The organism is Streptomyces sp. NPDC093149, assembly GCF_044754145.1.
In the GTDB taxonomy this organism is placed as follows: Bacteria; Actinomycetota; Actinomycetes; order Streptomycetales; family Streptomycetaceae; genus Streptomyces.
Genome location: NZ_JBIVON010000003.1, coordinates 442,021 through 465,097 on the forward strand (window position 1 = coordinate 442,021; position 23,077 = coordinate 465,097).

General features: G+C 70.6%; 21 protein-coding genes and 1 pseudogene. 16 read left to right on the forward strand and 6 right to left on the reverse strand.

The genetic code is table 11. From position 1 onward, the window contains the following. The first annotated feature begins 46 nt into the window (after nucleotides 1–46). Genes ACIQCZ_RS12505 through ACIQCZ_RS12520 form a run of 4 tightly spaced genes read left to right on the forward strand, consistent with a single transcriptional unit; the run spans nucleotide 47 to nucleotide 4,944 of the window. Nucleotides 47–607, forward strand: a complete 561-nt coding sequence (locus tag ACIQCZ_RS12505; RefSeq protein ID WP_402282168.1) for a 2Fe-2S iron-sulfur cluster-binding protein — start codon at nucleotides 47–49, stop codon at nucleotides 605–607. Continuing rightward, nucleotides 604–1,596, forward strand: a complete 993-nt coding sequence (locus ACIQCZ_RS12510) for an FAD binding domain-containing protein (protein ID WP_402281811.1) — start codon at nucleotides 604–606, stop codon at nucleotides 1,594–1,596. The genes ACIQCZ_RS12505 and ACIQCZ_RS12510 overlap by 4 nt, the downstream gene beginning before the upstream one ends. Then, nucleotides 1,593–3,803, forward strand: coding sequence for a xanthine dehydrogenase family protein molybdopterin-binding subunit (locus tag ACIQCZ_RS12515; protein WP_402281812.1), 2,211 nt, complete (start codon nucleotides 1,593–1,595; stop codon nucleotides 3,801–3,803). Before ACIQCZ_RS12510 ends, ACIQCZ_RS12515 begins: the two co-directional genes overlap by 4 nt. Next, nucleotides 3,796–4,944: an XdhC family protein gene (locus tag ACIQCZ_RS12520; RefSeq protein WP_402281813.1), complete on the forward strand. Its 1,149-nt coding sequence runs from the start codon at nucleotides 3,796–3,798 to the stop codon at nucleotides 4,942–4,944. The genes ACIQCZ_RS12515 and ACIQCZ_RS12520 overlap by 8 nt, the downstream gene beginning before the upstream one ends. Before the next feature lie 296 nt (nucleotides 4,945–5,240). On the opposite strand, the gene ACIQCZ_RS12525 is transcribed toward ACIQCZ_RS12520, so the two are convergent. Further along, nucleotides 5,241–6,020 (reverse strand): hypothetical protein, encoded by a 780-nt coding sequence (locus ACIQCZ_RS12525; protein WP_402281815.1) that lies wholly within the window; start codon nucleotides 6,018–6,020, stop codon nucleotides 5,241–5,243. Between the two features lie 197 nt (nucleotides 6,021–6,217). Between ACIQCZ_RS12525 and ACIQCZ_RS12530 the strand changes: the two genes are divergently transcribed. Both ACIQCZ_RS12530 and ACIQCZ_RS12535 read left to right on the forward strand, forming a co-directional pair. Continuing rightward, on the forward strand, nucleotides 6,218–7,561 hold the full coding sequence (locus tag ACIQCZ_RS12530) for a hypothetical protein (RefSeq protein WP_402281816.1): 1,344 nt from the start codon (nucleotides 6,218–6,220) through the stop codon (nucleotides 7,559–7,561). A gap of 326 nt (nucleotides 7,562–7,887) precedes the next feature. Beyond that, a complete protein-coding gene (locus ACIQCZ_RS12535) occupies nucleotides 7,888–8,352 on the forward strand; it encodes a sec-independent translocase (protein WP_402281817.1) in 465 nt (154 codons plus the stop codon). Nucleotides 8,353–8,552: 200 nt separating this feature from the next. On the opposite strand, the pseudogene ACIQCZ_RS12540 reads toward ACIQCZ_RS12535, so the two are convergent. Both ACIQCZ_RS12540 and ACIQCZ_RS12545 read right to left on the reverse strand, forming a co-directional pair. Then, nucleotides 8,553–8,692: pseudogene (locus tag ACIQCZ_RS12540) on the reverse strand (RNA polymerase subunit sigma-24); the annotation flags it as partial. Further along, complete coding sequence (locus ACIQCZ_RS12545) at nucleotides 8,689–9,924, reverse strand: MFS transporter (RefSeq protein WP_402281818.1); 1,236 nt, start codon at nucleotides 9,922–9,924, stop codon at nucleotides 8,689–8,691. The gene ACIQCZ_RS12545 and the pseudogene ACIQCZ_RS12540, both read right to left, overlap by 4 nt. Before the next feature lie 104 nt (nucleotides 9,925–10,028). On the opposite strand from ACIQCZ_RS12545, the gene ACIQCZ_RS12550 reads away from it, so the two are divergent. The 5 genes from ACIQCZ_RS12550 (at nucleotide 10,029) to ACIQCZ_RS12570 (ending at nucleotide 13,874) form a co-directional block, all read left to right on the forward strand. Next, nucleotides 10,029–10,670 carry a CGNR zinc finger domain-containing protein gene (locus ACIQCZ_RS12550; RefSeq protein WP_402281819.1) on the forward strand — a complete coding sequence of 214 codons (642 nt, stop codon included), beginning with the start codon at nucleotides 10,029–10,031 and terminating at the stop codon, nucleotides 10,668–10,670. A gap of 31 nt (nucleotides 10,671–10,701) precedes the next feature. Beyond that, entirely contained in the window at nucleotides 10,702–11,127 is a 426-nt protein-coding gene (locus ACIQCZ_RS12555; protein ID WP_402281820.1) for an ASCH domain-containing protein, read from the forward strand. A 546-nt stretch (nucleotides 11,128–11,673) separates the two neighbouring features. After that, complete coding sequence (locus ACIQCZ_RS12560) at nucleotides 11,674–12,297, forward strand: histidine phosphatase family protein (protein ID WP_402281822.1); 624 nt, start codon at nucleotides 11,674–11,676, stop codon at nucleotides 12,295–12,297. Nucleotides 12,298–12,438: 141 nt separating this feature from the next. Then, nucleotides 12,439–13,032, forward strand: a complete 594-nt coding sequence (locus ACIQCZ_RS12565) for a TetR/AcrR family transcriptional regulator (protein ID WP_402281824.1) — start codon at nucleotides 12,439–12,441, stop codon at nucleotides 13,030–13,032. Continuing rightward, complete coding sequence (locus tag ACIQCZ_RS12570) at nucleotides 13,029–13,874, forward strand: alpha/beta fold hydrolase (protein ID WP_402281825.1); 846 nt, start codon at nucleotides 13,029–13,031, stop codon at nucleotides 13,872–13,874. Before ACIQCZ_RS12565 ends, ACIQCZ_RS12570 begins: the two co-directional genes overlap by 4 nt. A gap of 85 nt (nucleotides 13,875–13,959) precedes the next feature. On the opposite strand, the gene ACIQCZ_RS12575 is transcribed toward ACIQCZ_RS12570, so the two are convergent. Beyond that, a complete protein-coding gene (locus ACIQCZ_RS12575; RefSeq protein WP_402281827.1) occupies nucleotides 13,960–14,658 on the reverse strand; it encodes a transglycosylase SLT domain-containing protein in 699 nt (232 codons plus the stop codon). 412 nt (nucleotides 14,659–15,070) lie between these two features. Then, nucleotides 15,071–15,433, reverse strand: coding sequence for an ArsR/SmtB family transcription factor (locus ACIQCZ_RS12580; RefSeq protein WP_402281829.1), 363 nt, complete (start codon nucleotides 15,431–15,433; stop codon nucleotides 15,071–15,073). Between the two features lie 471 nt (nucleotides 15,434–15,904). On the opposite strand from ACIQCZ_RS12580, the gene ACIQCZ_RS12585 reads away from it, so the two are divergent. Further along, on the forward strand, nucleotides 15,905–16,171 hold the full coding sequence (locus tag ACIQCZ_RS12585) for a GlsB/YeaQ/YmgE family stress response membrane protein (protein WP_351074014.1): 267 nt from the start codon (nucleotides 15,905–15,907) through the stop codon (nucleotides 16,169–16,171). Nucleotides 16,172–16,407: 236 nt separating this feature from the next. Then, complete coding sequence (locus ACIQCZ_RS12590; RefSeq protein WP_402281831.1) at nucleotides 16,408–17,268, forward strand: alpha/beta fold hydrolase; 861 nt, start codon at nucleotides 16,408–16,410, stop codon at nucleotides 17,266–17,268. 151 nt (nucleotides 17,269–17,419) lie between these two features. On the opposite strand, the gene ACIQCZ_RS12595 is transcribed toward ACIQCZ_RS12590, so the two are convergent. Continuing rightward, nucleotides 17,420–17,905, reverse strand: coding sequence for a universal stress protein (locus tag ACIQCZ_RS12595; RefSeq protein WP_402281832.1), 486 nt, complete (start codon nucleotides 17,903–17,905; stop codon nucleotides 17,420–17,422). Between the two features lie 255 nt (nucleotides 17,906–18,160). On the opposite strand from ACIQCZ_RS12595, the gene ACIQCZ_RS12600 reads away from it, so the two are divergent. From ACIQCZ_RS12600 to ACIQCZ_RS12610, 3 genes are all read left to right on the forward strand, one after another. Next, entirely contained in the window at nucleotides 18,161–19,678 is a 1,518-nt protein-coding gene (locus ACIQCZ_RS12600; protein WP_402281834.1) for an MFS transporter, read from the forward strand. 10 nt (nucleotides 19,679–19,688) lie between these two features. Next, nucleotides 19,689–20,735 (forward strand): glutathione S-transferase family protein, encoded by a 1,047-nt coding sequence (locus ACIQCZ_RS12605; protein WP_402281836.1) that lies wholly within the window; start codon nucleotides 19,689–19,691, stop codon nucleotides 20,733–20,735. Nucleotides 20,736–20,850: 115 nt separating this feature from the next. Then, nucleotides 20,851–23,073 (forward strand): NADP-dependent isocitrate dehydrogenase, encoded by a 2,223-nt coding sequence (locus tag ACIQCZ_RS12610; RefSeq protein ID WP_402281838.1) that lies wholly within the window; start codon nucleotides 20,851–20,853, stop codon nucleotides 23,071–23,073. Nucleotides 23,074–23,077: the final 4 nt, after the last annotated feature.

Sequence of the window (23,077 nt, forward strand, 5' to 3'; positions counted from 1 at the left end):
GATCATCTCGTTCGACGCGCATCAGCAACGCGAAAGAAGGCTGATCATGGTCCCATCGACGTCCAGCACCATTACTTTGAACATCAATGGCGAGAAGTACACGCTGCCCGTCGACCATCGCACCACCCTGCTCGACGCGCTGCGCGAGCATCTCGATCTGACGGGTACCAAGAAGGGCTGCGACCAGGGCCAATGCGGCGCCTGCACGGTGCTGCTCGACGGGCGTCGGGCCGTCTCGTGCCTTCAGCTCGCGGTCGCGGCCGAGGGGCGCGCGATCACCACCATCGAAGGTGTGGCCGATGGTGATCGACTGCATCCGGTGCAGCAGGCCTTTCTCGACCTCGACGGCTATCAGTGCGGATATTGCACACCGGGGCAGATCTGCTCGGCCCTCGCTGTGATCGAGGAACACGCGGCGGGCTGGCCGAGCGCCGTGACCGCCGACGTCCGGCCCGAAGCGGGGGTTCCCGCGCTCACCGCCGAAGAGATCCGCGAGCGGATGAGCGGAAACCTGTGCCGTTGCGGAGCCTACGTGGCGATCGTGCAGGCGGTGGCACAGGCGGCGGATGCGGCGGATGCGGCCGACGGCAAGGAGGAGGCGGCATGAGGGAGTTCGGCTACGAACGCGTCTACGACGTCGCCGGAGCGGTCACCCTGATCGGTGCCGACCCCGACGCCCGGTTCCTCGGCGGCGGTACCAATCTCATCGACCTGATGAAGGCCGGCGTGGAAAGGCCTGCGCTGCTCATCGACCTACGCGAACTCCCGCTCGATGGAATCGAATTCGTTCGGGACGGTGCGTTGCGCATCGGTGCGACCGTCACCAACGCCGATCTGGCCGCCCATCCCGAAGTGCGGCGCCACTACCCGGCGTTGGCGCAGGCGGTTCTGGCAGGCGCCTCGGGGCAGCTGCGCAACATGGCCACGGTCGGCGGAAATCTGCTCCAACGGACCCGCTGCGGCTACTTCACCGACCTCGCCAAACCGTGCAACAGGCGTGCTCCCGGAAGTGGTTGTCCCGCCATCACGGGCGAGCACCACAATCACGCGATCCTCGGCGCCTCCGAACACTGTGTCGCCACCCACCCCTCGGACATGGCGGTCGCGCTGGCCGCCTTCGACGCCGTCGTCTCGTACGAAACGGCCGACGGCACCGGCGAGTTGCCGATCACCGAGCTCTATCCGCCCGTGGGCGACACCCCGCACATCGAGACCGCTCTTCCGCCCGGCGCACTGATCACCGGCGTCACGCTGCCACCGTCCCCGGCCGCCGCCCGCTCGCGGTACCGGAAGGTGCGCGAGCGCGCCTCGTACGCGTTCGCGATCGGCTCGATCGCCGCCGCGCTGGACGTCCAGGACGATGCCGTACGTGATGTGCGCCTGGCTTTCGGGGCGGTCGCGTCCCGGCCCTGGCGGGCCCGTGCGGCCGAGCGGGCGCTACTGGGCGGTCCGGTGGGCGCGGAGGCGTTCGCAGCCGCCGCGGATGCCGAACTGGCGGCCGCCGAGGCGCTTCCCGAGAACGGGTACAAGGTGACCTTGATGCGCAATCTTGTCGTGGCCGTACTGACCGAACTCGCCGAGGAGGCCGCCCGATGACCACGACGACCGGAAGCGCCGCCGTGACGGGAGCCGTGGGCTCCGCCCACGCCCGCGTGGAGGGCCGGGACAAGGTCACCGGGGCGGCCCGGTACGCCGGAGAGATTCCCTTCGCCGACCTCGCCCACGGGTGGCTGGTGCTGTCGACCGTGGCCCGTGGCCGTATCCGATCGGTGGAGGACGCACCCGTCCTGGCCATGCCCGGTGTCCTCACCGTGCTGCACCACGGGAACGCCCCGCGGGTAGAAACCGACTACGTGGGGATGCTGGGCCGGCCGAGCCCGGTCCTCGGGATCTTCCAGCACGATCGTGTGCCCTTCGTGGGCTGGCCGGTGGCGCTGGTGGTGGCCGAGACGCCCGAGCAGGCCAGGGAGGCGGCCGAGGCGCTGGTGGTCCGGTACGACGAGGAACCGCACGATGTCGCGTTCTTCGCCGGCCGCTCGGGTACGTACATACCGCAGGACAACCCGATGGTCCAGGCGGAGACGGAGAAGGGTGACCTGGAAGCCCAGCTCGACGCCTCCGACTTCGTCGTGGACGAGGAGTACACCACTCCGGAGGAACACCACCACCCGATGGAGCCGCACGCGGCGACGGCTCGCTGGGACGGCGGCCGGCTCGACGTCGTCGACTCCAACCAGGGCAGCACCTGGGTGGCGAGCGAACTCGCGCAGCTGTTCTCCCTCGACCCGGCCTCCGTACGGGTGCGGTCCGAGCACGTCGGCGGCGGGTTCGGATCGAAGGGGCTGAGCCCCCATCAAGTGGCGGCCGTGATGGCCGCCACCGTACTCGGCCGACCGGTTCGCGTTGTTCTGACTCGTCGCCAGATGCCCTCTCTCGTCGGCTACCGCAGTCCCACGGCGCAGCGGATCCGGCTCGGCGCCGACATGGACGGACGGCTGCGCGCGTTCGATCACCAGGCGCAGAGTCTCACGTCGACCGTGCACGAATTCGTCGAGTCGAGCGCCGTGCTGGGACGCGTGATGTACGACGCCGACGCGCATCACACGCTTCACCGGCTGGTGCGGCTCGATGTGCCGGTCCCGTCCTGGATGCGCGCTCCGGGCGAGGCGCCGGGTTCCTTCGCCCTCGAATCGGCCCTCGACGAACTGGCAGAGAAGTGCGGCGTGGATCCGATCGCACTGCGCGCGCGCAATGAACCCGGGGCGGGGCCCGTGTCGGGGTTGCCGTTCAGCAGCCGCAATGTGCTCGCCTGCTTCGAGGAGGGTGCCCGCAGGTTCGGCTGGGCGGATCGTGACCCGCGTCCCGGCCTCCGCCGTGAGGGGCGTTGGCTGCTCGGGACCGGGACGGCGGCGGCCTCCTATCCCTCCGGAGCCGGACCGTCCACGGCCGCGGTGACCGCGGAGGCTGACGGAACCTTCACCGTACGGATCAACGCCGCGGACATCGGGACCGGGGCACGGACCGCGATCACCCTGGTTGCCGCGGACGCGCTGGAGGTGGATCCGGACCGGGTCCGTGTGCGCCTCGCGGACAGCGACCTCGGCCCGGCGATGTTCGCCGGGGGTTCGATGGGCACACGCTCCTGGGCGTGGGCGGTGAAGCTCGCCGCGGGCGACCTGCGCGAGCGGCTGGCCCTCGGAGGCGGCATTCCGCCCGAGGGGATCACTGCCCGGTCGAACACGGCCGAGGCCATCGGCGCCCTCGCGAAGCAGGAACGGCACTCCTTCGGAGCACAGTTCGCCGAAGTCGCGGTCGATGTCACCACCGGTGAGATACGCGTGCGCCGACTGCTCGGCATCTTCGCCGCGGGCACCATCGTCAACCCCCTCACCGCCCGCAGCCAGTTCATCGGCGGGATGACCTGGGGGCTGTCCATGGCCCTCCACGAGGAGGCGATCAGGGACGAGGCCTCCGGCGGTCTCGTCGGCGCCGACCTCGCCGGATACCACCTCGCCTCGCACGCCGATGTGCCGCTCATCGAGGCGGATTGGGTGGACGACCCCGTTCCGGGCGACCCGGTCGGGATCAAGGGCATCGGCGAGATCGGCATCGTGGGCGTCGCCGCCGCCGTCGCCAACGCGGTGTGGCATGCGACCGGCGTACGCCACCGGAGCCTGCCGATCCGTCCGGATCGCGTCCTGCGCGCGGCGGACGAAGCCCGGAAGCGGGCGGCGGACGACGTCACGGGTCGCACGGTGGACGAAGCCCGGAGCCGGGCGGAGGGCGGAACCCGGAGTGCTTGACATCGCCGAGGAGCTGAACCGCTGGTTCGAGGAGGGCCGGGACTTCGCTGTCGCCACCGTCGTGGCCGTCGACGGCAGCGCGCCGCGCGGTCCCGGTGCGGCCCTGGCCGTGGACGGTCACGGCACCGTCATCGGATCGGTCTCCGGAGGTTGCGTGGAAGGGGCGGTGTACGACCTGTGCGTCCAGGCGCTCCAGGACGGCCGGACGGTACGCGAACGGTTCGGCTACGGCGACGAGGACGCCTTCGCGGTGGGGCTCACCTGCGGGGGCGTCCTCGACATCCTGGTCACGCCGGTGCGAGGGGGCGCTCCGGTGCTTCGGGCAGGGGTTTCGGCCGCCGCCCGAGGGGAGACGTCGGCGCTCGCCCGGGTGGCCCGGGGGCCGGACGAACTGCTCGGTGGGGCGCTGCTCGTCCACCCCGACGGATCGTACGAGGGCAGTCTCGACGGACATCCGGAACTGGACCGGACCGCGGCGGCGGAGGCCCGCGCGATGCTGGACACCGGCCGCACCGGCTCCGTCGAACTCGCGGAGGACGGATCACGTTGCCCGGACGGTGTGACGGTGTTCGTGGAGTCGAAGGTGCCGCCGCCCCGGATGATCGTCTTCGGTGCCGTGGACTTCGCGACGGCGCTCGTACGAGTGGGCAAGTTCCTCGGCTACCACGTCACCGTGTGCGACGCCCGGCCGGTCTTCACCACCCGCCTCCGCTTCCCGGAGGCCGACGACCTCGTGGTCGACTGGCCGCATCGCTACCTCCGGCGCACCATGACCGACGAACGAACCGTCCTGTGCGTGCTCACCCATGACGCCAAGTTCGATGTTCCGCTGCTGGAGGCGGCGTTGCGGCTGCCGGTCGCGTACGTCGGTGCGATGGGATCACGGCGCACCCACGAGGACCGCGAGCGACGTCTGCGCGAAGCCGGTCTCACCAGAGGGGAGTTGGACCGCCTGCGCTCCCCGATCGGCCTCGATCTCGGCGCCCGCACCCCCGAGGAGACGGCCCTGTCCATCGCGGCGGAGATCGTGGCGGCGCGCCGGGCCGGAACAGGGCTTCCGCTGACCGGTTCGGGAACGCCCATTCACCCTGACGCGGACGGGAGGAAGGAGCGTGACGACCGCTCTCGTGCGGCGGCGTGAACCTGCTCGGTTCCCCGCGCCGGCAGGCGGCCCCGAACCGTGCCGCTGACGTCCGCAGGCAGAGGCCCCGCCGGTGAAGCCGTTGCCGTCGAAACGACCGGGGCGGGTCCGTCGGCAAATCCCGTGTGCCGCGTCGTGCAGCTGGAGCGACGGCGCGGCCCACCCCCTCGTCCGACGCCTGCGCTGCGACCCTGTCGCCGTACCCCCGTCTCACCTGCCTCTCCCGAGGCGTTCCCCGTACGCCCCGCAGCAATTGCCGCCCTCCGTGCTGATCGTCGTGCGAGGCTCGGCGCTGATCAGTCCGTACCGGGTAGTTCCGGCCCTGAGAAGTCGGGCCCTGAGAAGTCGGGGCTCGAAAAGTCGGGAGCGCTGAAGCCCGGCCCCCTTCGCGGCTCCGGCACCGACTTCGCGCCGCTCGTCGCACGTGTTGCGGTCGTTTCGTTCGCATGATCCGCGCCCCCGGGAGGCATGGGCTGGAGCGACTCGGACAGAAAGGGAAGGATCCCGCGTTCGAGCAGGGCCTCCTGCCACGCGTCGCGCGCATGGGTCAGCTCGGGGTCCGTGCCGTCGGCCGTCGAGCGGTTTCGCGTCGCGACCATCAGGAGCCAGACGAGACCGGCGAGTACCGTCGCCACCGCCACGCCTGCCGCCACCAGACCGGCGATGAGCATGACGTCGGCAAGGTGTGAGTGCATGCCAACTGCCCGAAAGGCGAAGCCGATCAGGCCGAAGACTGCGGCAGCCGTTGCGGACAGCCCTGGTACCAGCACGGCCACCGCGTGCAGAGTGCTGCTTCTGGTCGCTGCCGCGCCGTCGGATTCACGCCGTGTGCGACGACGTGTCGTGTCCGACGAGGCCGTGACATCGAGCACCTGGCGGTAGACGCGGTACTCGGAGGCGGCCGAGGCGGCGATGGCGGTGCGCGCGCCGAGCGCCCGGGTACGCAGCTGTTCGTTGTTGAGGGCTCCGGGGGCGCGGCGCCTCTCCTCCTGGATCGTGGGGGAGTTCAGTGCCTGATCCAGGATGCGCTCGAATGCGGGCAGGTCCTCTGCCCGTAGGTGATCCGGACGGTCCACGAGTCTTCCTTAGTCGGTGAAGTGCGCTCAGCGGTTGCTCACGATGATTCCCGGATTGCGCAATCCCTGAATCGTGTTGGCGCAGCCGCCGTGGGCGGACGAGTGCGTCGCGATAGTTGCTATATTACGCAACTGAGCAACTGTGAGTGCGCAATCCATGTGAGCGCGCAATCCGCCGCACGGAGGAGGAACTGCCCATGACTGTCGTACGTCGAGCGCTGTCACGACTCGGCCCGGTCCTGGTCGTGGCGGTTCTCGCCCTGATGGCCTGTGCGGTGTTCACACCCGTCCGGGCCCAGGCTGCCGGGAACAGCGGCCTCGAAGGCGTGGCCGAAGGCCTGAGGAAGAGCCCCGTGTACGTTGATCCACGCGCCCGGGATCAGCTCTCCGAGGCCGGCGCCGAAGCCCTCGTGAAGAAGATCGAGGGCGCGGACAAGCCTGTCTTCGTGGCAGTGCTGCCCGAGTCCGCAGAGTTTCCTCCCGAGACCCTGATGCGGGACCTGCGCACCCGGGTCGGCATCGTCGGGCTGTACGCCGTCCGCCTCGGCGACGGCTTCCGTGCGAACGCGGACTCCTCGGTGATGTCCCGCAACGCGGTCGCCAATCTCACCGGTGCCGTCAAACGCTCGCACGCCGGTGATCCCGAGGGGCTCCTCACCTCCTTCGTCGACCAGGCCACCGAACAGGCCAAGGGGCAGGCGCCGACTTCCTGGAGCGACTCCGGGAACGATGACGGGGGTGGCGGCGGGGGAGTACTGCTCACCCTCGGGGCGGTCGCGGTGGCCGGCGGCGGAGGATATGCCCTCTACCGTCGCTCCCGGAAGAAGCGCCGGCGCGCCGAACTGGAGGCCCTTCGGGTCGTCGTCGACGAGGACATCACCGCCTTCGGTCAGGAACTGGAACGACTCGACTTCCATCCGTCGGAGCCCGGCGCCGACGACGCGATGCGTCAGGACTACTCCCACGCGCTGGACATGTACGACAAGGCCAAGGAGCTGATGGCCGTGGCCGCCGAGCCGCGGGACGTCCAACCGGTGACGGCAGCACTCGAAGAGGGCCGGTACGGGCTCGCCACCCTGGCGGCGCGCCGTGCCGGAACCCCGGTGCCCGAACGCCGCGCACCCTGCTTCTTCGACCCCCGCCACGGCCCGTCGGCCGTGGACGCGCTCTGGGCGCCGCCGGGTGGCGCGCCACGCGATGTGCCCGTCTGCGAGGCCGACGCCGGGCTTCTCGCGGCCGGACATGAGCCGATGACCCGTCAGGTGCAGACGGCGCAGGGCCCCCAGCCCTACTGGAACGCCGGACCCGCCTACGCGCCCTGGGCGGGCGGCTACTTCGGAGGCGTCGGCGGAGTCGTCGGTGGTCTGCTCGCGGGCACGATGTTGGGCTCGATGCTCAGTGCACCCGCTGCCTTCGCCGACACCGCACCCGCCGAAAACGCCCTCGGCGGCGGGGAGTTCACCGGAGCCGACTTCGACCCGGGTGACTTCGGAGGGGGCGGCTTCGAAGGCGGAGGCGACTTCGGCGGCGGAGACTGGTGAGTTGCGCAACCGCATGGTCGCGCGAGGGGACAGAGGCAGCTCTCGACGGAGCGGTGCCATCGCCGTGATCGATCGGCGCGGAACGCGCAAGCGGCCGGCTGGGATGCGGCCCGATGCGGCTCGACGTGGTCGGCCCGTGACCGGTGACGTGCGCGCGTTGCGGGCCGATGTGGCTCGCGGCGCGCGACGTGCCGGTCGCCGGGTGCCGGGCAGGGGATCGACGCCGACGATTGCGGTGTTCCGCAACTTTCAGACTGTAGAAATGCGACCAGCCTGCCGATCGGCGCCCGAAGCGTCCGAGCGGGGGCGGCTCAAGGAGCGGCACGGTGTTCTCTGATGTGGGTCCGCTGGAACTGATCACACTCGTCTGTCTTGCCACTCTGCTCTTCGGCCCGGACAAGCTGCCGGAGCTCATCCAGAACGTGACGGGCTTCATCCGTAAGTTCCGGGAGTTCTCGGAGAACGCGAAGCAGGAGATCCGGTCCGAACTCGGGCCGGAGTTCCAGGATTTCGAGTTCGAGGATCTCCACCCCAAGACGCTCGTGCGCAAGCACGTCCTGAACGGCGACGGCGACGGCCTCGGACTCGACGAGCTCCGTAGCGCTCTCGACCCCAGGCAGGAACTGAAGGAGGTCGCCGAAGCAATCCGCGACACGGCCGATGCCGAGGCCGCGGAGAGCTCCCCGTCGGGATCCGCCCCGCCCTCCAGGGCGCCGGGCGCTGTGTCTCTCAGCAAGGACGGAGGCGGGGCGGCGCCCGACCGGACGCCGTTCGACGCCGATGCGACGTAGGGTCCTTCGTCCGGATCGATCCGGGTCGGCGGGCTGCGCCCGCGAGACCACGGCTCCGGCGAGGCGGTGCCTCGGCTGCGCCGCGAGGGTGTCGGCGTGCCGTCCGCACAGCCGCACCCTCGCCCCGACGGGCGAACTGTCCCCCTGTGGCCGCCGACCTGGGCTGCCGGTGAACGAGCAGGTCCACACCGCTCCCGAGGTCAGTTCACCTGTCGGCGTGCCTGCTTCACCTCGCGGTCGATGGCACAGGCATCGGCGACCGGCCCGATGTGGCCGAGCTTGTCGGGATTGATCACCGCGCGGTGGTTCGGATCTGTCCGTCGGGCACGTCGAGGGTCAGGGCTGTCCGGGGCATCCGCCGGCCACCGCCGCTCCGGCCGGCGGCAATGGATCCGCCCGATCGCTGCGCCGGATCAGTGTGTACAGCAGTGCTCCTGCTGCCTGCAGGACGGCGATACCGGTCAGATACCAGTGTGCGACACCGGTGGTGGCCGGCCCGACGAGGACGGAACCGAGCGCGGCGGCCGAGATCTTCAGTCCGGCGCCGATGGTGAACACCTGGGTCCGCCATTGCGGTGGCGAGTGGTCGGCGCGGATACGGAGGGTCGCTGTCAGTACGAGGCCGTCGCATGCCCCGGCCACGGTGAAGGAGGCTGCGGCTGTCGGTACCGAGGGGGCGAGAGCGGCAGCGGCCAGTCCCATGCCGGTACCGAGCAGGCCGATGAGAGCCAGCCGCTGCGGGGAGGCCGCGGGTCGCAGGCGGGCGATCCCGAGCGTCCCGGCCAGGGCTCCGGCCGCGAACGCGGTCATCAGCAGGCCGCCCGCTCCCGCGCTTCCCAGACGCTCGGCGAGAAGGACGCTGGTCGTGGTGAGCGCGCCGATGCCGATGAAGGCCAGACACGTCGCGGCGGTGATGGCGCGCAGTTCCTGTTCCCGCCGGACGGCCCTCGCACCGGCGGCCAGGTCCTGGCGAAGGCGAGCCGATGAGACCCGCGCGGCAGCGGTATCGGGGCGCAGCGGGAGCAGTGCCATCAGCGCCGCGGCACACGCCGCGGCTGCCGACAGCATGAGCACGGCCGTGGTCGGGGAGAGCACTGCGGAGACCAGCCCGGTGGCTCCCGGGCCGGCGACAGCGGCTGCGTTGTAGATCGCGGCATCCCACGAGTAGGCGCGGTCGCGCTCCGCGCCCGCCGGCAGCAGCCGCGTGATCAGGCTGGAGAGCCCTCCGGAGACGGCCGGCCCGCAGCAGCCCCCTGCCGCTGCGACGGCGAGCACCACGGGGAGGGGAACGCGTCCGATGCTCATCGATAGCGCGGAGATCGCCAGGGCGAATCCGCCGAGCGCGCCGACGTAGAAGAGCCGGGGCCGGCGCGCCCGGGCTGCCACCGCACCGGTCAGCGGGGCCGCCAGGACGTGCGGTGCCATCCAGGCCGTGAGCACGAACGCTCCTTGCGCCGCACTGCCGGTGCGATATGCGGCGAGCATCACCACTGCCACGGCCATGCCCTCGTCGGCCATCCGTGCGCAGAACGCGGTCATCAGATATCGCAGCACTCCTGAGGGCCTCGGCATGACCGTCTCCTATGTAACGGGATATCTCTCAAAGGCGTTACAGTAGACCACGGGAATGCGCAGCGGGCGTCGCCGTCCGGCGCACAGATGTGAGGAGGGCGGACATGGGCCGTCAGGGTTTCGCGGTCGCCCAGCGCCTGATCGACATCGCAAATGCCGTACGGGCCAGTCCCGACCTGCCCCGCAGTGTGGCCGTGGAGGTCCTCGCCCGCCACGGTGAGGCCCCGGAGGACCTGGCCGAAGCAGCACTGACCGACGCGGACCTCCGGGCGCTGCGGGACGCCGCGGTCCGCATGTCCGGCGTCCTCGCGGAGAGCGACACCGACCGGGCGGCCGTCGTCCTCAACGAGATGCTGGCCGAGTGCGCCACCGCCCCCCGGCTGTCCCGGCACGACGGCCACCCCTGGCACCTGCACGTCGACCAACACGACGCCGACTGGGCCAACTGGTTCCTGGCTTCCGGCGCCCTGGCCCTGGCCCAGATCCTCACCGAGCACGGCCGCGCCACCTGGGGCGAATGCGCGGCTTCGAACTGCCGCAACTTCTACCTCGGCACCGGCCCCGGGAGTCCGCGCCGCTACTGCTCGACCACCTGCGCGTCGCGAGCACGGGTCGCCGAGCACCGCCGCCGCAAGCAGGCACGGACGCCGTCTCAGGACGGCGCGGGCACGTCACCCACGGCGTTCACACCCACGTCGAGGTCCTCGTCGATGGACGGGTCGGGGCGAGCGGGGCAATGCCATTGATCGACGCGACCGGGCTTCGTACCATCTCCCGATGGGACATGACGACCTTCCGAGCCTCGAACTCGCCTTTCCCGGCCCGGAACGTGACCGTGGCGTAGCGGCGATCCTGAGCGGCCGGAAGACCGCACTCACGGGACTCTTGGAGATCTTCGAGCACGCCGGGGAGGCGGTACCGCAGACCGGTCAGCGATTCTCGGTGCTCGATTCCCAGGGGCGTCCGGCCGTCACGATCGAGCTCGTCGACGTGCGGGTCGTTCCCATGAAGGAGATCGACGACGACTTCGCGCGATCCGAGGGGCGCGGCTACCGCGACGTCGCTCAGTGGAGGGCGGCCCACGAAGAGTTCTTCCGGAGCGATGGCGTGAGCGAGTTCCTGGGTGGTACCCCCGTCATCGACGACGAGACTCTCGTCGTTGCCGAACGCTTCCGAGTGGTCGAGCCCCCGCAGCCCGTGTAGTCGGTGACCCGTATCCGGCTCGATGAGAGTCCGGGAGCGGCAACCACGGCGGGCCGGCCGCCCGCGAGCATGCCTGTCAGGGCCGTCGCCGAGTACCTCGGCGTCGGCCGTTCTGAGCTGTCGCCGCGTACGGCGAAGCCCGGCCACCGTGCTCGAAGCCCGGCCGCCGTGCTCGAAGCCTGCTGCTGAGCATCGCGAGCGGTACTCCCGGTGTCGGTGGTACCGAACGGGCAAGGTGCCGGAGGAGTCCGTCGAGGGAGAGCGTCACCGTCGACATGACGGACGCGCGAGGCGAGCGGCGTCGCACCGGACAGCAGGGGGCGGGCCCCGGACCAGGCGCTCTCGGCACCGACCAGGAGATCCGTGGCGGACGACCCGTCGGCGGCGAGCACGAACATGTTCGTGACGAACAGGTTCGCCCGACTCCGGCCCCGGCCGTGGCGGACCGGGCGGGCAAAAACACGCGACCGGGTGGAAGGAACCGGAGGCGAAGACTGCGACGTCCATCGATGGACAAGATCGCCAGTGCGTCGAATGGAGCGTGGAATGAACGGCACGGCCACCCGCTACCTCTATCTCGTCAGGCACGGCGAGGCGTTGCCGGACGAGAGCGGGCTGACGGAGAACGGCCGTCGGCAGGCCGTACTGCTCGGTCGGCGCCTGAGGGGCATTCCCCTCGCGGCTGTCCATCACGGCCCACTGCCCCGGGCGGAGCAGACCGCACGCCTGATCGGGGAGCAGTTGGAGAACGTTCCTCTGTACGTCACGGAAGCCGCCGGTGACTACGTCCCTCACATGCCGGCAAGGGAAGAGCTTCCGGCCGATTCCGCGGAGTTCTTTCTCCGCTTTCTCGACGGTGCCACGATCGAGGAGCGGGAGCGCGGGCCGGAATTGGCCCGCCAGGCACTGGACTTGTTCACCCGGCCGGTGGACGGCGAACTGGACCGGCACGAACTGGTCGTCACCCACAACTTCCTGGTCGCCTGGCTCGTCCGGGACGCCATGTGCGCGCCGAAGTGGCGCTGGCTCGGACTCGATCACGGCCACGCGGCACTGACGGTCATCCGCTACGCGCCCGGCCGCCCCGCTTCCGTCCGCGTCGCCAATGACATGCGACATCTGCCCGCCGAGCTGCGCTGGACCGGCTTCCCTCCCGAGTCGCACATCTGAGCCGATCGGCTTCGACCGTCCGATCGTCGCCTCGGTGTGCCGTCGGCCGACGCGCGGTGGCCACGAGGCGTGCCGCCGCTGGCTTGTTTTCCTAGAGGCTCTAGGTTATACCTAGGTGCCCTAGGAACTTGGGAGGGCGCAATGGCGCGAGCCGGGCTGACGGCGGACCGGGTGACAATCGCGGGCGCCGAGTTGGCGGACGAGATCGGGCTCGACCGGGTGACCATGTCGCAGGTGGCGCGGCAGCTCGGTGTGAAGGACGCGAGCCTCTACACGCACGTCCGCAGCCTGGAGGACTTGCGCGGACGGATCGCACTGCTGGCGGCGGACGAGAAGACCATCCGTATCGCGGAGGCGACCGTCGGGCGGGCGGGCAAGGAGGCGCTGGTCGCGTTCGCGAACGCCTGGCGGGAGTATGCCCACCAGCATCCGGGCCGCTACATGGCGACGCAGACCCGGGTCCGGATCGACCCCGAGCTGGCCGCAAGAGCGCCCGGACCGCGGCGCGCGATCGAGCTGACCTACGGCATGCTGCGCGGCTACGGACTGGTCGAGCCCGATCTGACCGACGCGGTCCGGTTGCTGCGCAGCACGTTCCACGGGTTCGTCGCCCTGGAGGCCGCGGGCGGGTTCGCGCACGAGCGTTCGTCGCAGCGTTCCTGGGTCCGCGCCCTCGACGCCCTGCACTCCCTCCTGGAGCACTGGCCCCCGTCCCGAGAAGGAGACCCGTCATGACCGACCCGACCATGGGCAACCTGCGCGTGAACGGTGCGACGTTGCACTACGAAGTGCGCGGCCAGGGCCCGCTCCTGCTGCTGATCCCCGGCGGGACGGGCGGCGCGGCCTCCTACGACGGCGTCGCCGACGATCTGGCCGCCGAATACACCGTCGCGACCTACGACCCACGCGGTATGTCCCGCAGCACCCTGGACGACCCCGAGGCCGAGCAGCGAGTGGCCGAGCACGCCGACGACGCGTTCCGCGTGCTGGAACTGCTGTCGCGCGGTGAGCCCGCCCGGGTGTTCGGCGCCAGTTCGGGCGCGATCGCCGCCCTGCACCTGCTCGCCACCCACCCCCGACGCCTCGAACGCGTCGTGGTGCACGAGCCGCCGGTGGTGGAGGTCCTGCCGGATGTCGCCGAACACCGCGCGCTCATCGCGCGCGTGCAGGCGACGTTCCACGCCCAGGGGCTCGCGCCGGCGATGGCCGTGTTCGCCGAGGGTCTGAAGAAGGAGGACGATCCCACCGAGCCGAAGGCCGAGATCAAGCTTCCGCCACAAGCAGCCGCGCGGGCCGAGCGGACGATGGCCGACCTGCCGTACTTCGTCGAGCGCATCGTGCCCGGCTTCATGTCCTACGCCCCCGACATCCACCGGCTGCAGACACTGTCGGACCGGCTCGTGCTCGCTTGCGGCCAGGACTCGCGCGGTGAGCTGCCCCACCGTGCTGCCGCATTCCTGGCCCAGCGTCTCGGCACGGAACTCCAGTACTTCCCCGGCGGGCACATCGGCCTGACCACGCACCCCGCCCAGTTCGGCGAACTTCTTCGGAAGGCCTTCCTGAGGGCTGTCCCGTAACCCCTGACGGGCGCACGACGGCATACATCCGGTATGCGGACGTCCCTCGCCTTGCGACGCACCGCCTTGGCCCTCAGGGCCTTTCCTACGGCTGCGCGGATACGGACTTCCCGCTCCTGCCCCAGTTGGCGTGCAGCCGGTCCAGGTAGGACTGCGCCTGACTGCCCGGGTGGGCGCCGCGGGCGAACGCCAGCATGTTGCCCGACCCGGTGTTGTACCCCAGCGCCAGAAGTTCGTCCTTCGTGTACGTCCCCGACCGATGGGCCGGCAATTGCGCGGCCAGGTCGTGCAGATGCCAGGCGGCCGCTTCGATCGCCAGGTTCCGGTCGTCGGGCAGTTCCTCCCACCGGCGATTCGCAAAACCATGCCGCCGCTTGGTCTCGTCGAAGGCGGCACGGTGCATGTTCGCGATGCCGAAGGAGGCATCCGGCTTGTAACGCTGCCAGGCCCGCTCCACCTCCGGGTCGTGCGGCTTGTACGACTCGTTGTAGAGGATCGCCATCAACAACTTCGGATCGACGCCCGCCCGGGTCGCGTGGGTGCGTACCTGCGGTGCGTAGAACGCCGGATCGTAGGACCCGGGCAACGGCGCGTCCGGGCCGCTCCCGACAGGTGCCGGAGTGCTCGGTGAGGCGGCGGCGGTCGAGGCCGGCGACCCGCCGGCCGGGGTGGTTCCCGGGCCGTCCGCGGGCCGGGACGCATGACCGCAGCGCACCAGGACCCATGCCGCGAGCACCAGTACCAGCATCCCGAGCCATCGCCGACGCGCCCTGGAGTCCGTCACCGTTCGCTGCCTCTCCCGTGCGCCACCTGAGTTCCCGACAGCCAGCCTACGGAGTCCAGCCGATTTCGGCGCAGCGGAGGCCGGCGCAGTGCCGCCCACCGGGGGAGTGCGGTGGGTTTCCGGTGTCGCTGCGTCCCGCGCAAGTCATTCATGCAACAGGCAAAGCGCCGCCCGGCGGGAGCGGGAGTCCGTGCCACGGTCCGTCCGGCGGGCCGCGCGTGCGCGACGAACCCGATGGGGCGAGCATCGGATCGCACACTCGTGAGCGGGCGTACGCCGGTGTCCGAGGTACGGCAGCGCCTGAAGCGAAGTCGGGTCCCACGGCTTGCGCCGACCGGCCGCTCCGCCGCGGACCGGGGGCGGTCGGCGACGGGTTCGGCACCGGGCCGACGGGCCCACGGTCTCGGACTCCTCAGGCGCCGATCCCGCGACGCCCACGCATCGGCTCGGACATGGTGTCGGCACGTGCAGCCAATTGACGGACCATCAGCCGCACCACGGTCACGATGTCCGGGTCGTCCACGAAATAGACCATCCGCCGGCCCTCGCGACGCGAACGTACGAGTCCCGCGAGCTTCAGCTTCGTCAGGTGCTGGCTGACGGCGGGCAGCGCGCCACCCACCCGCTCCGCGAGACCGGTCACATCGCTCTCGCCCTGGGCCAGTGCCCACATGATGTGCAGCCGTGCCGAGGACGCCAGCAGCCCGAACGCCGCGGCCGCCTCAGCGAGTACCTCGGCGGACGGGTCCTCGAAGCTGTCGACGCCTGTCGCCACCGCCAGTCACTCCCATCTCCGCAGGGTCGCTTGTGAACCTCCCCAGTCTAGGCGGTGTCTTCAAGCTGCCGTCTGCCGTGCGACGCCCGGCACGCACGCCCGCCGCGTTGCCGGAGTCGTCCACATGCGTCCGGCACGAGGGCGGACCGTCGCCTCGCGACCCACGGCACCGGGCCCCGCTCGCCGATCCGGCCTGATCCCGACGAAAGGCCCCGCGCCGCCCTCGGGAGCCCCCGGGCGAGGCCGGCCACCAACGCCGATGGCCCGGTTCGCCGTCCCGCACCGCCGACGACCCGGGGGAACTGTGGTCCTCCGGACGCGACTTGAGAGTCCTGACGCAAGGCCGTTCATCACGCAACCAGCACAGCCCGCGCCGCGTCCTCATCTGTACAGTTGCGCAACCAAGCAACGTACTGCTGCCGGCCCGGGACCGCCTCTCCCGGGCACGGCCCGACGACAGGAACGACGAACATGGGCATCATCGGCTGGATCATCCTCGGGCTCGTCGCCGGAGTCATCGCCAAGATCCTGCTCCCCGGGCGCGATCCCGGAGGCCTGATCGGGACCACCCTCATCGGTATCGCGGGCGCCTTCGTCGGCGGCTGGCTCTCGGCACGCTTTCTCGACCGGCCCGTGGAGAACCACTTCTTCGACCTGACCACGTGGGGTGCGGCGATCGGCGGCTCCCTCGTCCTGCTCGTCGGCTACCGCATCCTCTTCGGCAACTCGCGGGACTGACGAGGACCCGCAACCGTCGGAACTTCCTCGCCCCCTGCCACTCTCCTCATTCTCGCGGAATGCCGGCGGGGCTTCAGGGGGCGCGGGGCCGGGTCGCTCATGGCGCGCTGTACTGCTCGCACTCGGCCTCCGCGCCGCTCGGGTCGGCCCGCAGTCGGAGGCTGCCGCGTCCGGGCCCTTCGGGCACGGCGGAAACCCGGTTGTCCGACACGAACGCCGCTGACAGGCTCCCCGCCATGCCTACCTTCTCCGCCCATGACGGAACCACACTCGCCTATCGCGTGCACGGACACGGTGCTCCCGCGATCTGCCTGCCCGGCGGGCCCATGCAGGCGTCCCAGTACCTCGGGGCACTCGGAGGCCTCTCCGCACACCGGCAGTTGGTCATGTTGGATCTCCGGGGCACCGGCGAGTCCGCGATCCCGCAGGACGCCGCCTCCTACCGTTGCGACCGGCTCGTCGATGACGTGGACGCCCTGCGTGAGCACCTCGGGCTCGACACCATGGATCTGATCGGGCACTCCGCAGGTGCCAATCTGGCGGCGTTGTACGTCGGCCGCCACTCGGAGCGCGTCGGCAGGCTCGCGTTGATCACACCGAGTACCCGGGCCGTCGGCATCGCGATCACCGGAGACGTCCGCCGCGAGACCGCGCGGCTCAGGCAGGACCAGCCGTGGTTCGGGCCGGCGTTCGAAGCCCTGGAGGCGATCATCGCCGGTCAGGCGACGGACGACCGCTGGCAGGCCGTCGCACCCTTCTTCTACGGACGGTGGGACGAGGAGTCCCGAGCCCATCAGGCCGCGGGGGAGAAGCAGACGAACGCGGAAGCCGCGGCCGTCTTCGGCGGCGAAGCAGCTTTCGACCCGGAGGCCACGCGCGTGGCACTCGCACGGTACGCGGCGCCGGTGCTGCTGCTCGCCGGGGAAGTGGACCTGGGTGCTCCTGTGCCTGCGATGGCCGAATTCGCCGGGCTCTTCCCGAACGCGGAGTTCGTCGTTCAGCCCGGAGCGGGCCACTTTCCGTGGCTCGACGACCCCTACCGGTTCGTGGCCACCACCGCGGCGTTCCTGGGACGGACGACCGCCGGTCTTCGGTGAGCGGGCCGTCGTCGTGCTACTTCGCGCCACTTCCGGATCAGGGTGGCTGCCCGGATGTGTCCGTGTCTCCGGTCCTGCTCGCAGCGGACAGTCCGTCGACCGGTCCGTGGCGCACGGGCGGTGGGTCCGAATGCCCTGCGGGATTGAGTCGTCAAGGGGACGACGGGTGCGGTGGCGGGGTGCCGACGCCGGGCGGCGCTTGGGGCCAGACCAGCAGCACGGGACACGAGGCGTGGTCGACGACGAAGCGGGTCACGGGTCCCAGACTGCGAGGCCCCGGGCGGCGGTCGCCGTCGCGGGCGCAGATCAGCAACTCGGCGTCCTCGGCGGCGCGGACGACTTCCGTTTCGATACGGCCGTGGGCCCGGAGCCGTGCCGCGGGTCGGCCGAGACGCTCGGCGGCCGCGTCCAGAAGTGCCGCTGCGGCGCGCGCGGAAAGGGCCGCCACCTGGTCGCCGGGGTCGCGCTCGGCGTGGCCCCGGCCGAGCAGACCGACGAACGCGCCGTGCGCCGCTTCGGCCACGTCGTCGCCGGTGACGTGCAGCAGGGTGATCGCTTCTCCGGCTCGGACGTGGGTCCGGGCGGCGTCCACCGCGGCCCGCCATGTGCCCTCGTCGATCCAGACGAGCACGGTCACGTCGGCCTCCGATGGTCGGCAGCGTCATTCACAGTGCCACAGGGGTGCCCATCGGGGCAGCAGACGCGACCGGACGGCCTGCCCCGGGCCGCCGTGTCCCGGGCCCCTCCACGGACCGCCGTGGCCGTGTCTCCTCCCCCCAGGGGGCGCGGCCGTGTCCTTGTGCCGCCCGTCCGCTGGAACGGACGCCGGAAAAGCCGTCGTCGCGGCCCTGCCGGGATGAGTATCGGGGCGCTTGGTCCTAGGGTGCGAGCCATGGTGGAGAGCGCAGGTCACTGGGGTGCTGCGAGGTGGGACGACGATCCCGCCCCGGGCCCCCGCACCCCGGACCCGCACCGCTGGCAGGCGCTCGCGGTGTGTCTGATCGCCGGGTTCATGACCCTGCTCGACGTATCCATCGTCAATGTCGCCCTGCCGTCGATCCGGCAAGGGCTCCACACGCCGGAGTCCGACCTGCAATGGGTGCTCTCCGGCTACTCCCTCGCCTTCGGCCTGTTCCTCATCCCCGCGGGACGGCTCGGTGACGCGCGCGGACGCCGCGAGGTGTTCATGATCGGGCTGGCACTGTTCACCCTGGCGTCGGCAGCCTGCGGAGTCGCGCAGTCCAGCCAGTGGCTGGTCGTCGCCCGTCTCGTCCAAGGTCTCGCCGGGGGCATGATCTCGCCCCAGATCTCGGCATTGATCCAGCAGATGTTCTCCGGTGATGAGCGCGGCCGGGCCTTCGGCATGTTCGGAACGGTGGTCGGTATCTCCACCGCCGTCGGCCCGCTGTCGGGAGGGCTGCTGATCCAGGCGGCCGGCGCCGAGGAGGGGTGGCGCTGGGTCTTCTACGTCAACCTGCCGCTCGGTGCCGCCTGCCTCCTGCTCGCCCGGCGCCTGCTCCCGGACACCCCCTCGGCCGGACGGGTGCGCCTGCGCGACCTCGACCCGCTCGGTGTGCTCCTGCTCGGTGCGGGTGTGCTCGCCCTGCTGCTGCCCTTCGTCCAGTCGCAGCAGTGGCCCGGGGACCGGAAGTGGCTCCTGCTCGTGGGCGCCGCTGTGCTGCTCGTCGCCTTCGTCGGATGGGAGTCCTGGTGCGGCAGGCGCGGTACCCAGCCCGTCGTGGACCTGTCGCTGTTCCGGGTCCGCTCCTACTGGCTGGGCTGCCTGCTGATCCTGCTGTACTTCGCCGGATTCACCTCGATCTTCTTCATCACCACGCTCTACCTGCAGAGCGGCCTGCACTACTCCGCCCTGCAGGCGGGACTCGCCATCACCCCCTTCGCCGTGGGCGCGGCCGTCGCGGCAAGCCCCGGCGGCCGGCTCGTGGGCCGGTTCGGGCGGCCGCTCGTCGTCGCGGGGCTGGCGACGGTGGCCTTCGGGCTGGCGGTCACCGCGCTCGCCGTCCATCTCGTGCCGGGCCGGGGTGTGGGGTGGGCGATGGCGGCGCCGCTGCTGCTGGCCGGTCTCGGCAGTGGCCTGGTCATCGCCCCCAACCAGACACTGACCCTGTCCGAGGTTCCGGTGGCCGGCGCGGGGAGCGCAGGCGGAACCCTTCAGACCGGCCAGCGCGTCGGTTCGGCGATCGGGATCGCCGCGGTCGGCTCGATGTTCTTCGCGCAACTGAGCGGGGACGGGTGGGCCATCGCGTACTACCACGGACTCGTTGTCGCGGTCGCCTTCGTCGTCGTCGCTCTGGTCATCGGGCTGGTGGATGTGCGCGGGGAGCGCCGTAGCCGGATGCGCGTCCTTCGGTCCGCTCGCAGGCCGTCCGCGGGGAGTACACAAACATAGGGAGAACACCATGAAGCGGCGCGAGACCGGCACGACCACCGGTTCGGATACCGACGGCAACGCGGCCTACGGCCACAAGGCATTCAAACGGTCCAGGAGCCACTTCGCCGACCGCATCACCGCCGACGGCCGGGACGGCTGGCCCGTCGAGGCCGGCCGCTACCGGCTGGTCGTCAGCCGCGCGTGCCCGTGGGCGAGCCGTTCCCTCGTCTCCCGGCGACTCCTCGGACTGGAGGATGCCCTGTCGCTGGCCGTCGCCGATCCGATCCAGGACGACCGCAGCTGGCGCTTCACACTGGACGAGGGCGGCCGGGATCCGGTGCTCGGCATCAAATACCTGGGCGAGGCGTACGACGCCCGGGAGCCGGGCCATCCCGGCGGGGTCAGCGTTCCCGCGATCGTCGACGTACCGAGCGGCAGGCTCGTGACCAACGACTACCAGCAGATCACGCTGGACTTCGCGACCGAATGGACCGCGCTGCACCGGGAGGGCGCGCCCGACCTGTATCCCGAACGCCTGCGTGACGAGATCGACGAGGTCATGGAGGGCATCTACCGCGATGTGAACAACGGCGTGTACCGCGCGGGGTTCGCGGCGGAACAGTCCGAGTACGAGGCTGCGTACCAGGATGTGTTCCGCCGGCTGAACCAGGTGTCCGAACGCCTCGCGGACCGGCGCTACCTCGTCGGCGCATCACTCACCGAAGCGGACATCAGGCTGTTCACCACCCTGGTGCGGTTCGACGCCGTCTATCATGGACACTTCAAGTGCAACCGCTCGAAGCTGGCGGAGGACCGTGTTCTGTGGGCATACGCCAGGGACCTGTACCAGACGCCCGGTTTCGGTGACACGGTCGACTTCCACCACATCAAGCAGCACTACTACCGCGTCCACAGCGGCATCAACCCCACCGGCATCGTGCCCGTCGGCCCCGATCTGTCGGGCTGGCTCACGCCGCATCATCGGGAGGAGCTGGGCGGAAGCCCGTTCGGCGACGGGACCGCGCCGGGTCCGGTGCCGACCGGGGAGCAGGTCCCGCCGTCGGGGCGTCCCTGAACCCGGAGCCCCTGACGGTCGCGCCCGGACAAGAGGGCAGGGCCCTGTCGAGTCGCCGGCGATCACGAGATATCTTGATGTCAAGCAATGTTGCAGACGTGGAGCGGAGCACAGGGTGACTGACTCGACCATCATCTACACACACACCGACGAGGCTCCGGCCCTGGCGACCTATTCGTTCTTGCCCGTGGTCCAGGCGTACGCCTCGACGGCCGGGGTCAATGTCGAGAGCCGCGACATCTCGCTGGCCGGGCGCATCATCGCCGTCTTCCCCGAGTACCTCCAGGAGAGCCAGCGCATCGACGACGCGCTCGCCGAGCTCGGTGCCCTGGCCAAGACGCCGGAAGCCAACATCATCAAGCTGCCGAACATCTCGGCTTCGATCCCGCAGCTGAAGGCCGCCGTCGCCGAGCTGCAGGCGCAGGGCTACGCACTGCCGGACTACCCGGACGACCCGCAGACCGATGAGGACAAGGACGTCCGCGCGCGCTACGACAAGGTCAAGGGCAGCGCCGTGAACCCGGTGCTGCGCGAGGGCAACTCCGACCGCCGCGCCCCCGCCTCGGTCAAGAACTACGCCAAGACGCACCCGCACCGCATGGGCGCCTGGACGGCCGATTCGAAGACGAACGTCGCCACCATGGGCGTCGACGACTTCCGCTCCACCGAGAAGTCCGCGGTCATCGCCGAGGCCGGTTCGCTGCGCATCGAGCTCGCGGGCGACGACGGCAGCACCACCGTTCTGCGCGACTCGGTCCCGGTGCTCGCGGGCGAGGTCGTCGACGCGGCGGTCATGCGCGTCGCGGCCCTGCGCGAGTTCTTCACCGCACAGGTCGCCCGCGCCAAGGCCGAGGGCGTGCTGTTCTCCGTCCACCTCAAGGCCACCATGATGAAGGTCTCCGACCCGATCATCTTCGGCCACGTGGTCCGCGCCTTCTTCCCGAACACCTTCGCCAAGTACGGCGAGGTGCTCGCCGCGGCCGGTCTCTCCCCGAACGACGGCCTCGGCGCCATCCTCAAGGGCCTGGACTCCGTGCCGCACCTGGGCGCCGAGGTCAAGGCGTCCTTCGAGGCCGAGCTCGCCGAAGGCCCCGCGCTGGCCATGGTCGACTCCGACAAGGGCATCACCAACCTGCACGTACCGAGTGATGTCATCGTCGACGCCTCGATGCCGGCCATGATCCGCACCTCCGGTCACATGTGGGGCCCGGACGGCAAGGAGGCCGACACCCTCGCGGTGCTCCCCGACAGCAGCTACGCGGGTGTCTACCAGGTCGTCATCGACGACTGCCGCGCCAACGGCGCCTTCGACCCGTCGACCATGGGCTCGGTGCCGAACGTCGGCCTGATGGCGCAGAAGGCCGAGGAGTACGGCAGCCACGACAAGACCTTCGAGATCCCCACCACGGGTACGGTGCGGGTCCTCGACGCCAACGGCGACGTCGTGCTGGAGCAGGTCGTCGGCGCGGGCGACATCTTCCGCATGTGCCAGACCAAGGACCTGCCGATCCAGGACTGGGTCAAGCTCGCCGTCACCCGCGCCCGCGCCACCGGTGCCCCGGCCGTGTTCTGGCTCGACGAGGACCGCGCCCACGACGCACAGCTGATCGCCAAGGTCAGGGCGTACCTCGCCGACCACGACACCGACGGCCTGCAGATCGAGATCATGCCGCCGGTGAAGGCGACCACGTTCTCGCTGGAGCGTATCCGCCGCGGCGAGGACACCATCTCGGTGACCGGCAACGTGCTGCGTGACTACCTGACCGACCTGTTCCCGATCCTTGAGCTGGGCACGAGCGCGAAGATGCTCTCCGTCGTCCCGCTCATGAACGGCGGCGGACTGTTCGAGACCGGTGCCGGCGGCTCCGCGCCCAAGCACGTCCAGCAGCTCGTCAAGGAGAACTACCTCCGCTGGGACAGCCTGGGCGAGTTCTTCGCGCTCGCGGCCAGCTTCGAGCACCTGGCCGCGACCACGGGCAACGCGCGCGCCCAGGTCCTCGCCGACACCCTCGACCGTGCGACCGGCACCTTCCTCAACGAGGACAAGTCGCCGAGCCGCAAGCTGGGCGGCATCGACAACCGCGGCAGCCACTTCTACCTGTCCCTCTACTGGGCCCAGGAGCTGGCGCAGCAGACCGACGACGCGCAGCTCGCGCAGGCCTTCGCCGCGCTCGCGAAGACGCTGGAGGAGCAGGAGCAGACCATCGTCGACGAGCTGATCGCGGTCCAGGGCTCGCCGGCCGACATCGGCGGCTACTACCAGCCCGACCCGGCCAAGGCCGCGGCCGTCATGCGTCCGTCGGCGACGTTCACGCAGGCCATCGCCACCATCGGCTGACGCG

Excerpts from the sequence above, each read along its gene's own strand:
- ACIQCZ_RS12505 (WP_402282168.1), top strand. The coding sequence starts at position 47 with ATGGTCCCATCGACGTCCAGCACCATTACTTTGAACATCAATGGCGAG.
- ACIQCZ_RS12510 (WP_402281811.1), top strand. The coding sequence starts at position 604 with ATGAGGGAGTTCGGCTACGAACGCGTCTACGACGTCGCCGGAGCGGTC.
- ACIQCZ_RS12515 (WP_402281812.1), top strand. The coding sequence starts at position 1,593 with ATGACCACGACGACCGGAAGCGCCGCCGTGACGGGAGCCGTGGGCTCC.
- ACIQCZ_RS12530 (WP_402281816.1), top strand. The coding sequence starts at position 6,218 with ATGACTGTCGTACGTCGAGCGCTGTCACGACTCGGCCCGGTCCTGGTC.
- ACIQCZ_RS12545 (WP_402281818.1), bottom strand. The coding sequence starts at position 9,924 with ATGCCGAGGCCCTCAGGAGTGCTGCGATATCTGATGACCGCGTTCTGC.
- ACIQCZ_RS12550 (WP_402281819.1), top strand. The coding sequence starts at position 10,029 with ATGGGCCGTCAGGGTTTCGCGGTCGCCCAGCGCCTGATCGACATCGCA.
- ACIQCZ_RS12555 (WP_402281820.1), top strand. The coding sequence starts at position 10,702 with ATGGGACATGACGACCTTCCGAGCCTCGAACTCGCCTTTCCCGGCCCG.
- ACIQCZ_RS12560 (WP_402281822.1), top strand. The coding sequence starts at position 11,674 with ATGAACGGCACGGCCACCCGCTACCTCTATCTCGTCAGGCACGGCGAG.
- ACIQCZ_RS12565 (WP_402281824.1), top strand. The coding sequence starts at position 12,439 with ATGGCGCGAGCCGGGCTGACGGCGGACCGGGTGACAATCGCGGGCGCC.
- ACIQCZ_RS12570 (WP_402281825.1), top strand. The coding sequence starts at position 13,029 with ATGACCGACCCGACCATGGGCAACCTGCGCGTGAACGGTGCGACGTTG.
- ACIQCZ_RS12585 (WP_351074014.1), top strand. The coding sequence starts at position 15,905 with ATGGGCATCATCGGCTGGATCATCCTCGGGCTCGTCGCCGGAGTCATC.
- ACIQCZ_RS12590 (WP_402281831.1), top strand. The coding sequence starts at position 16,408 with ATGCCTACCTTCTCCGCCCATGACGGAACCACACTCGCCTATCGCGTG.
- ACIQCZ_RS12600 (WP_402281834.1), top strand. The coding sequence starts at position 18,161 with ATGGTGGAGAGCGCAGGTCACTGGGGTGCTGCGAGGTGGGACGACGAT.
- ACIQCZ_RS12605 (WP_402281836.1), top strand. The coding sequence starts at position 19,689 with ATGAAGCGGCGCGAGACCGGCACGACCACCGGTTCGGATACCGACGGC.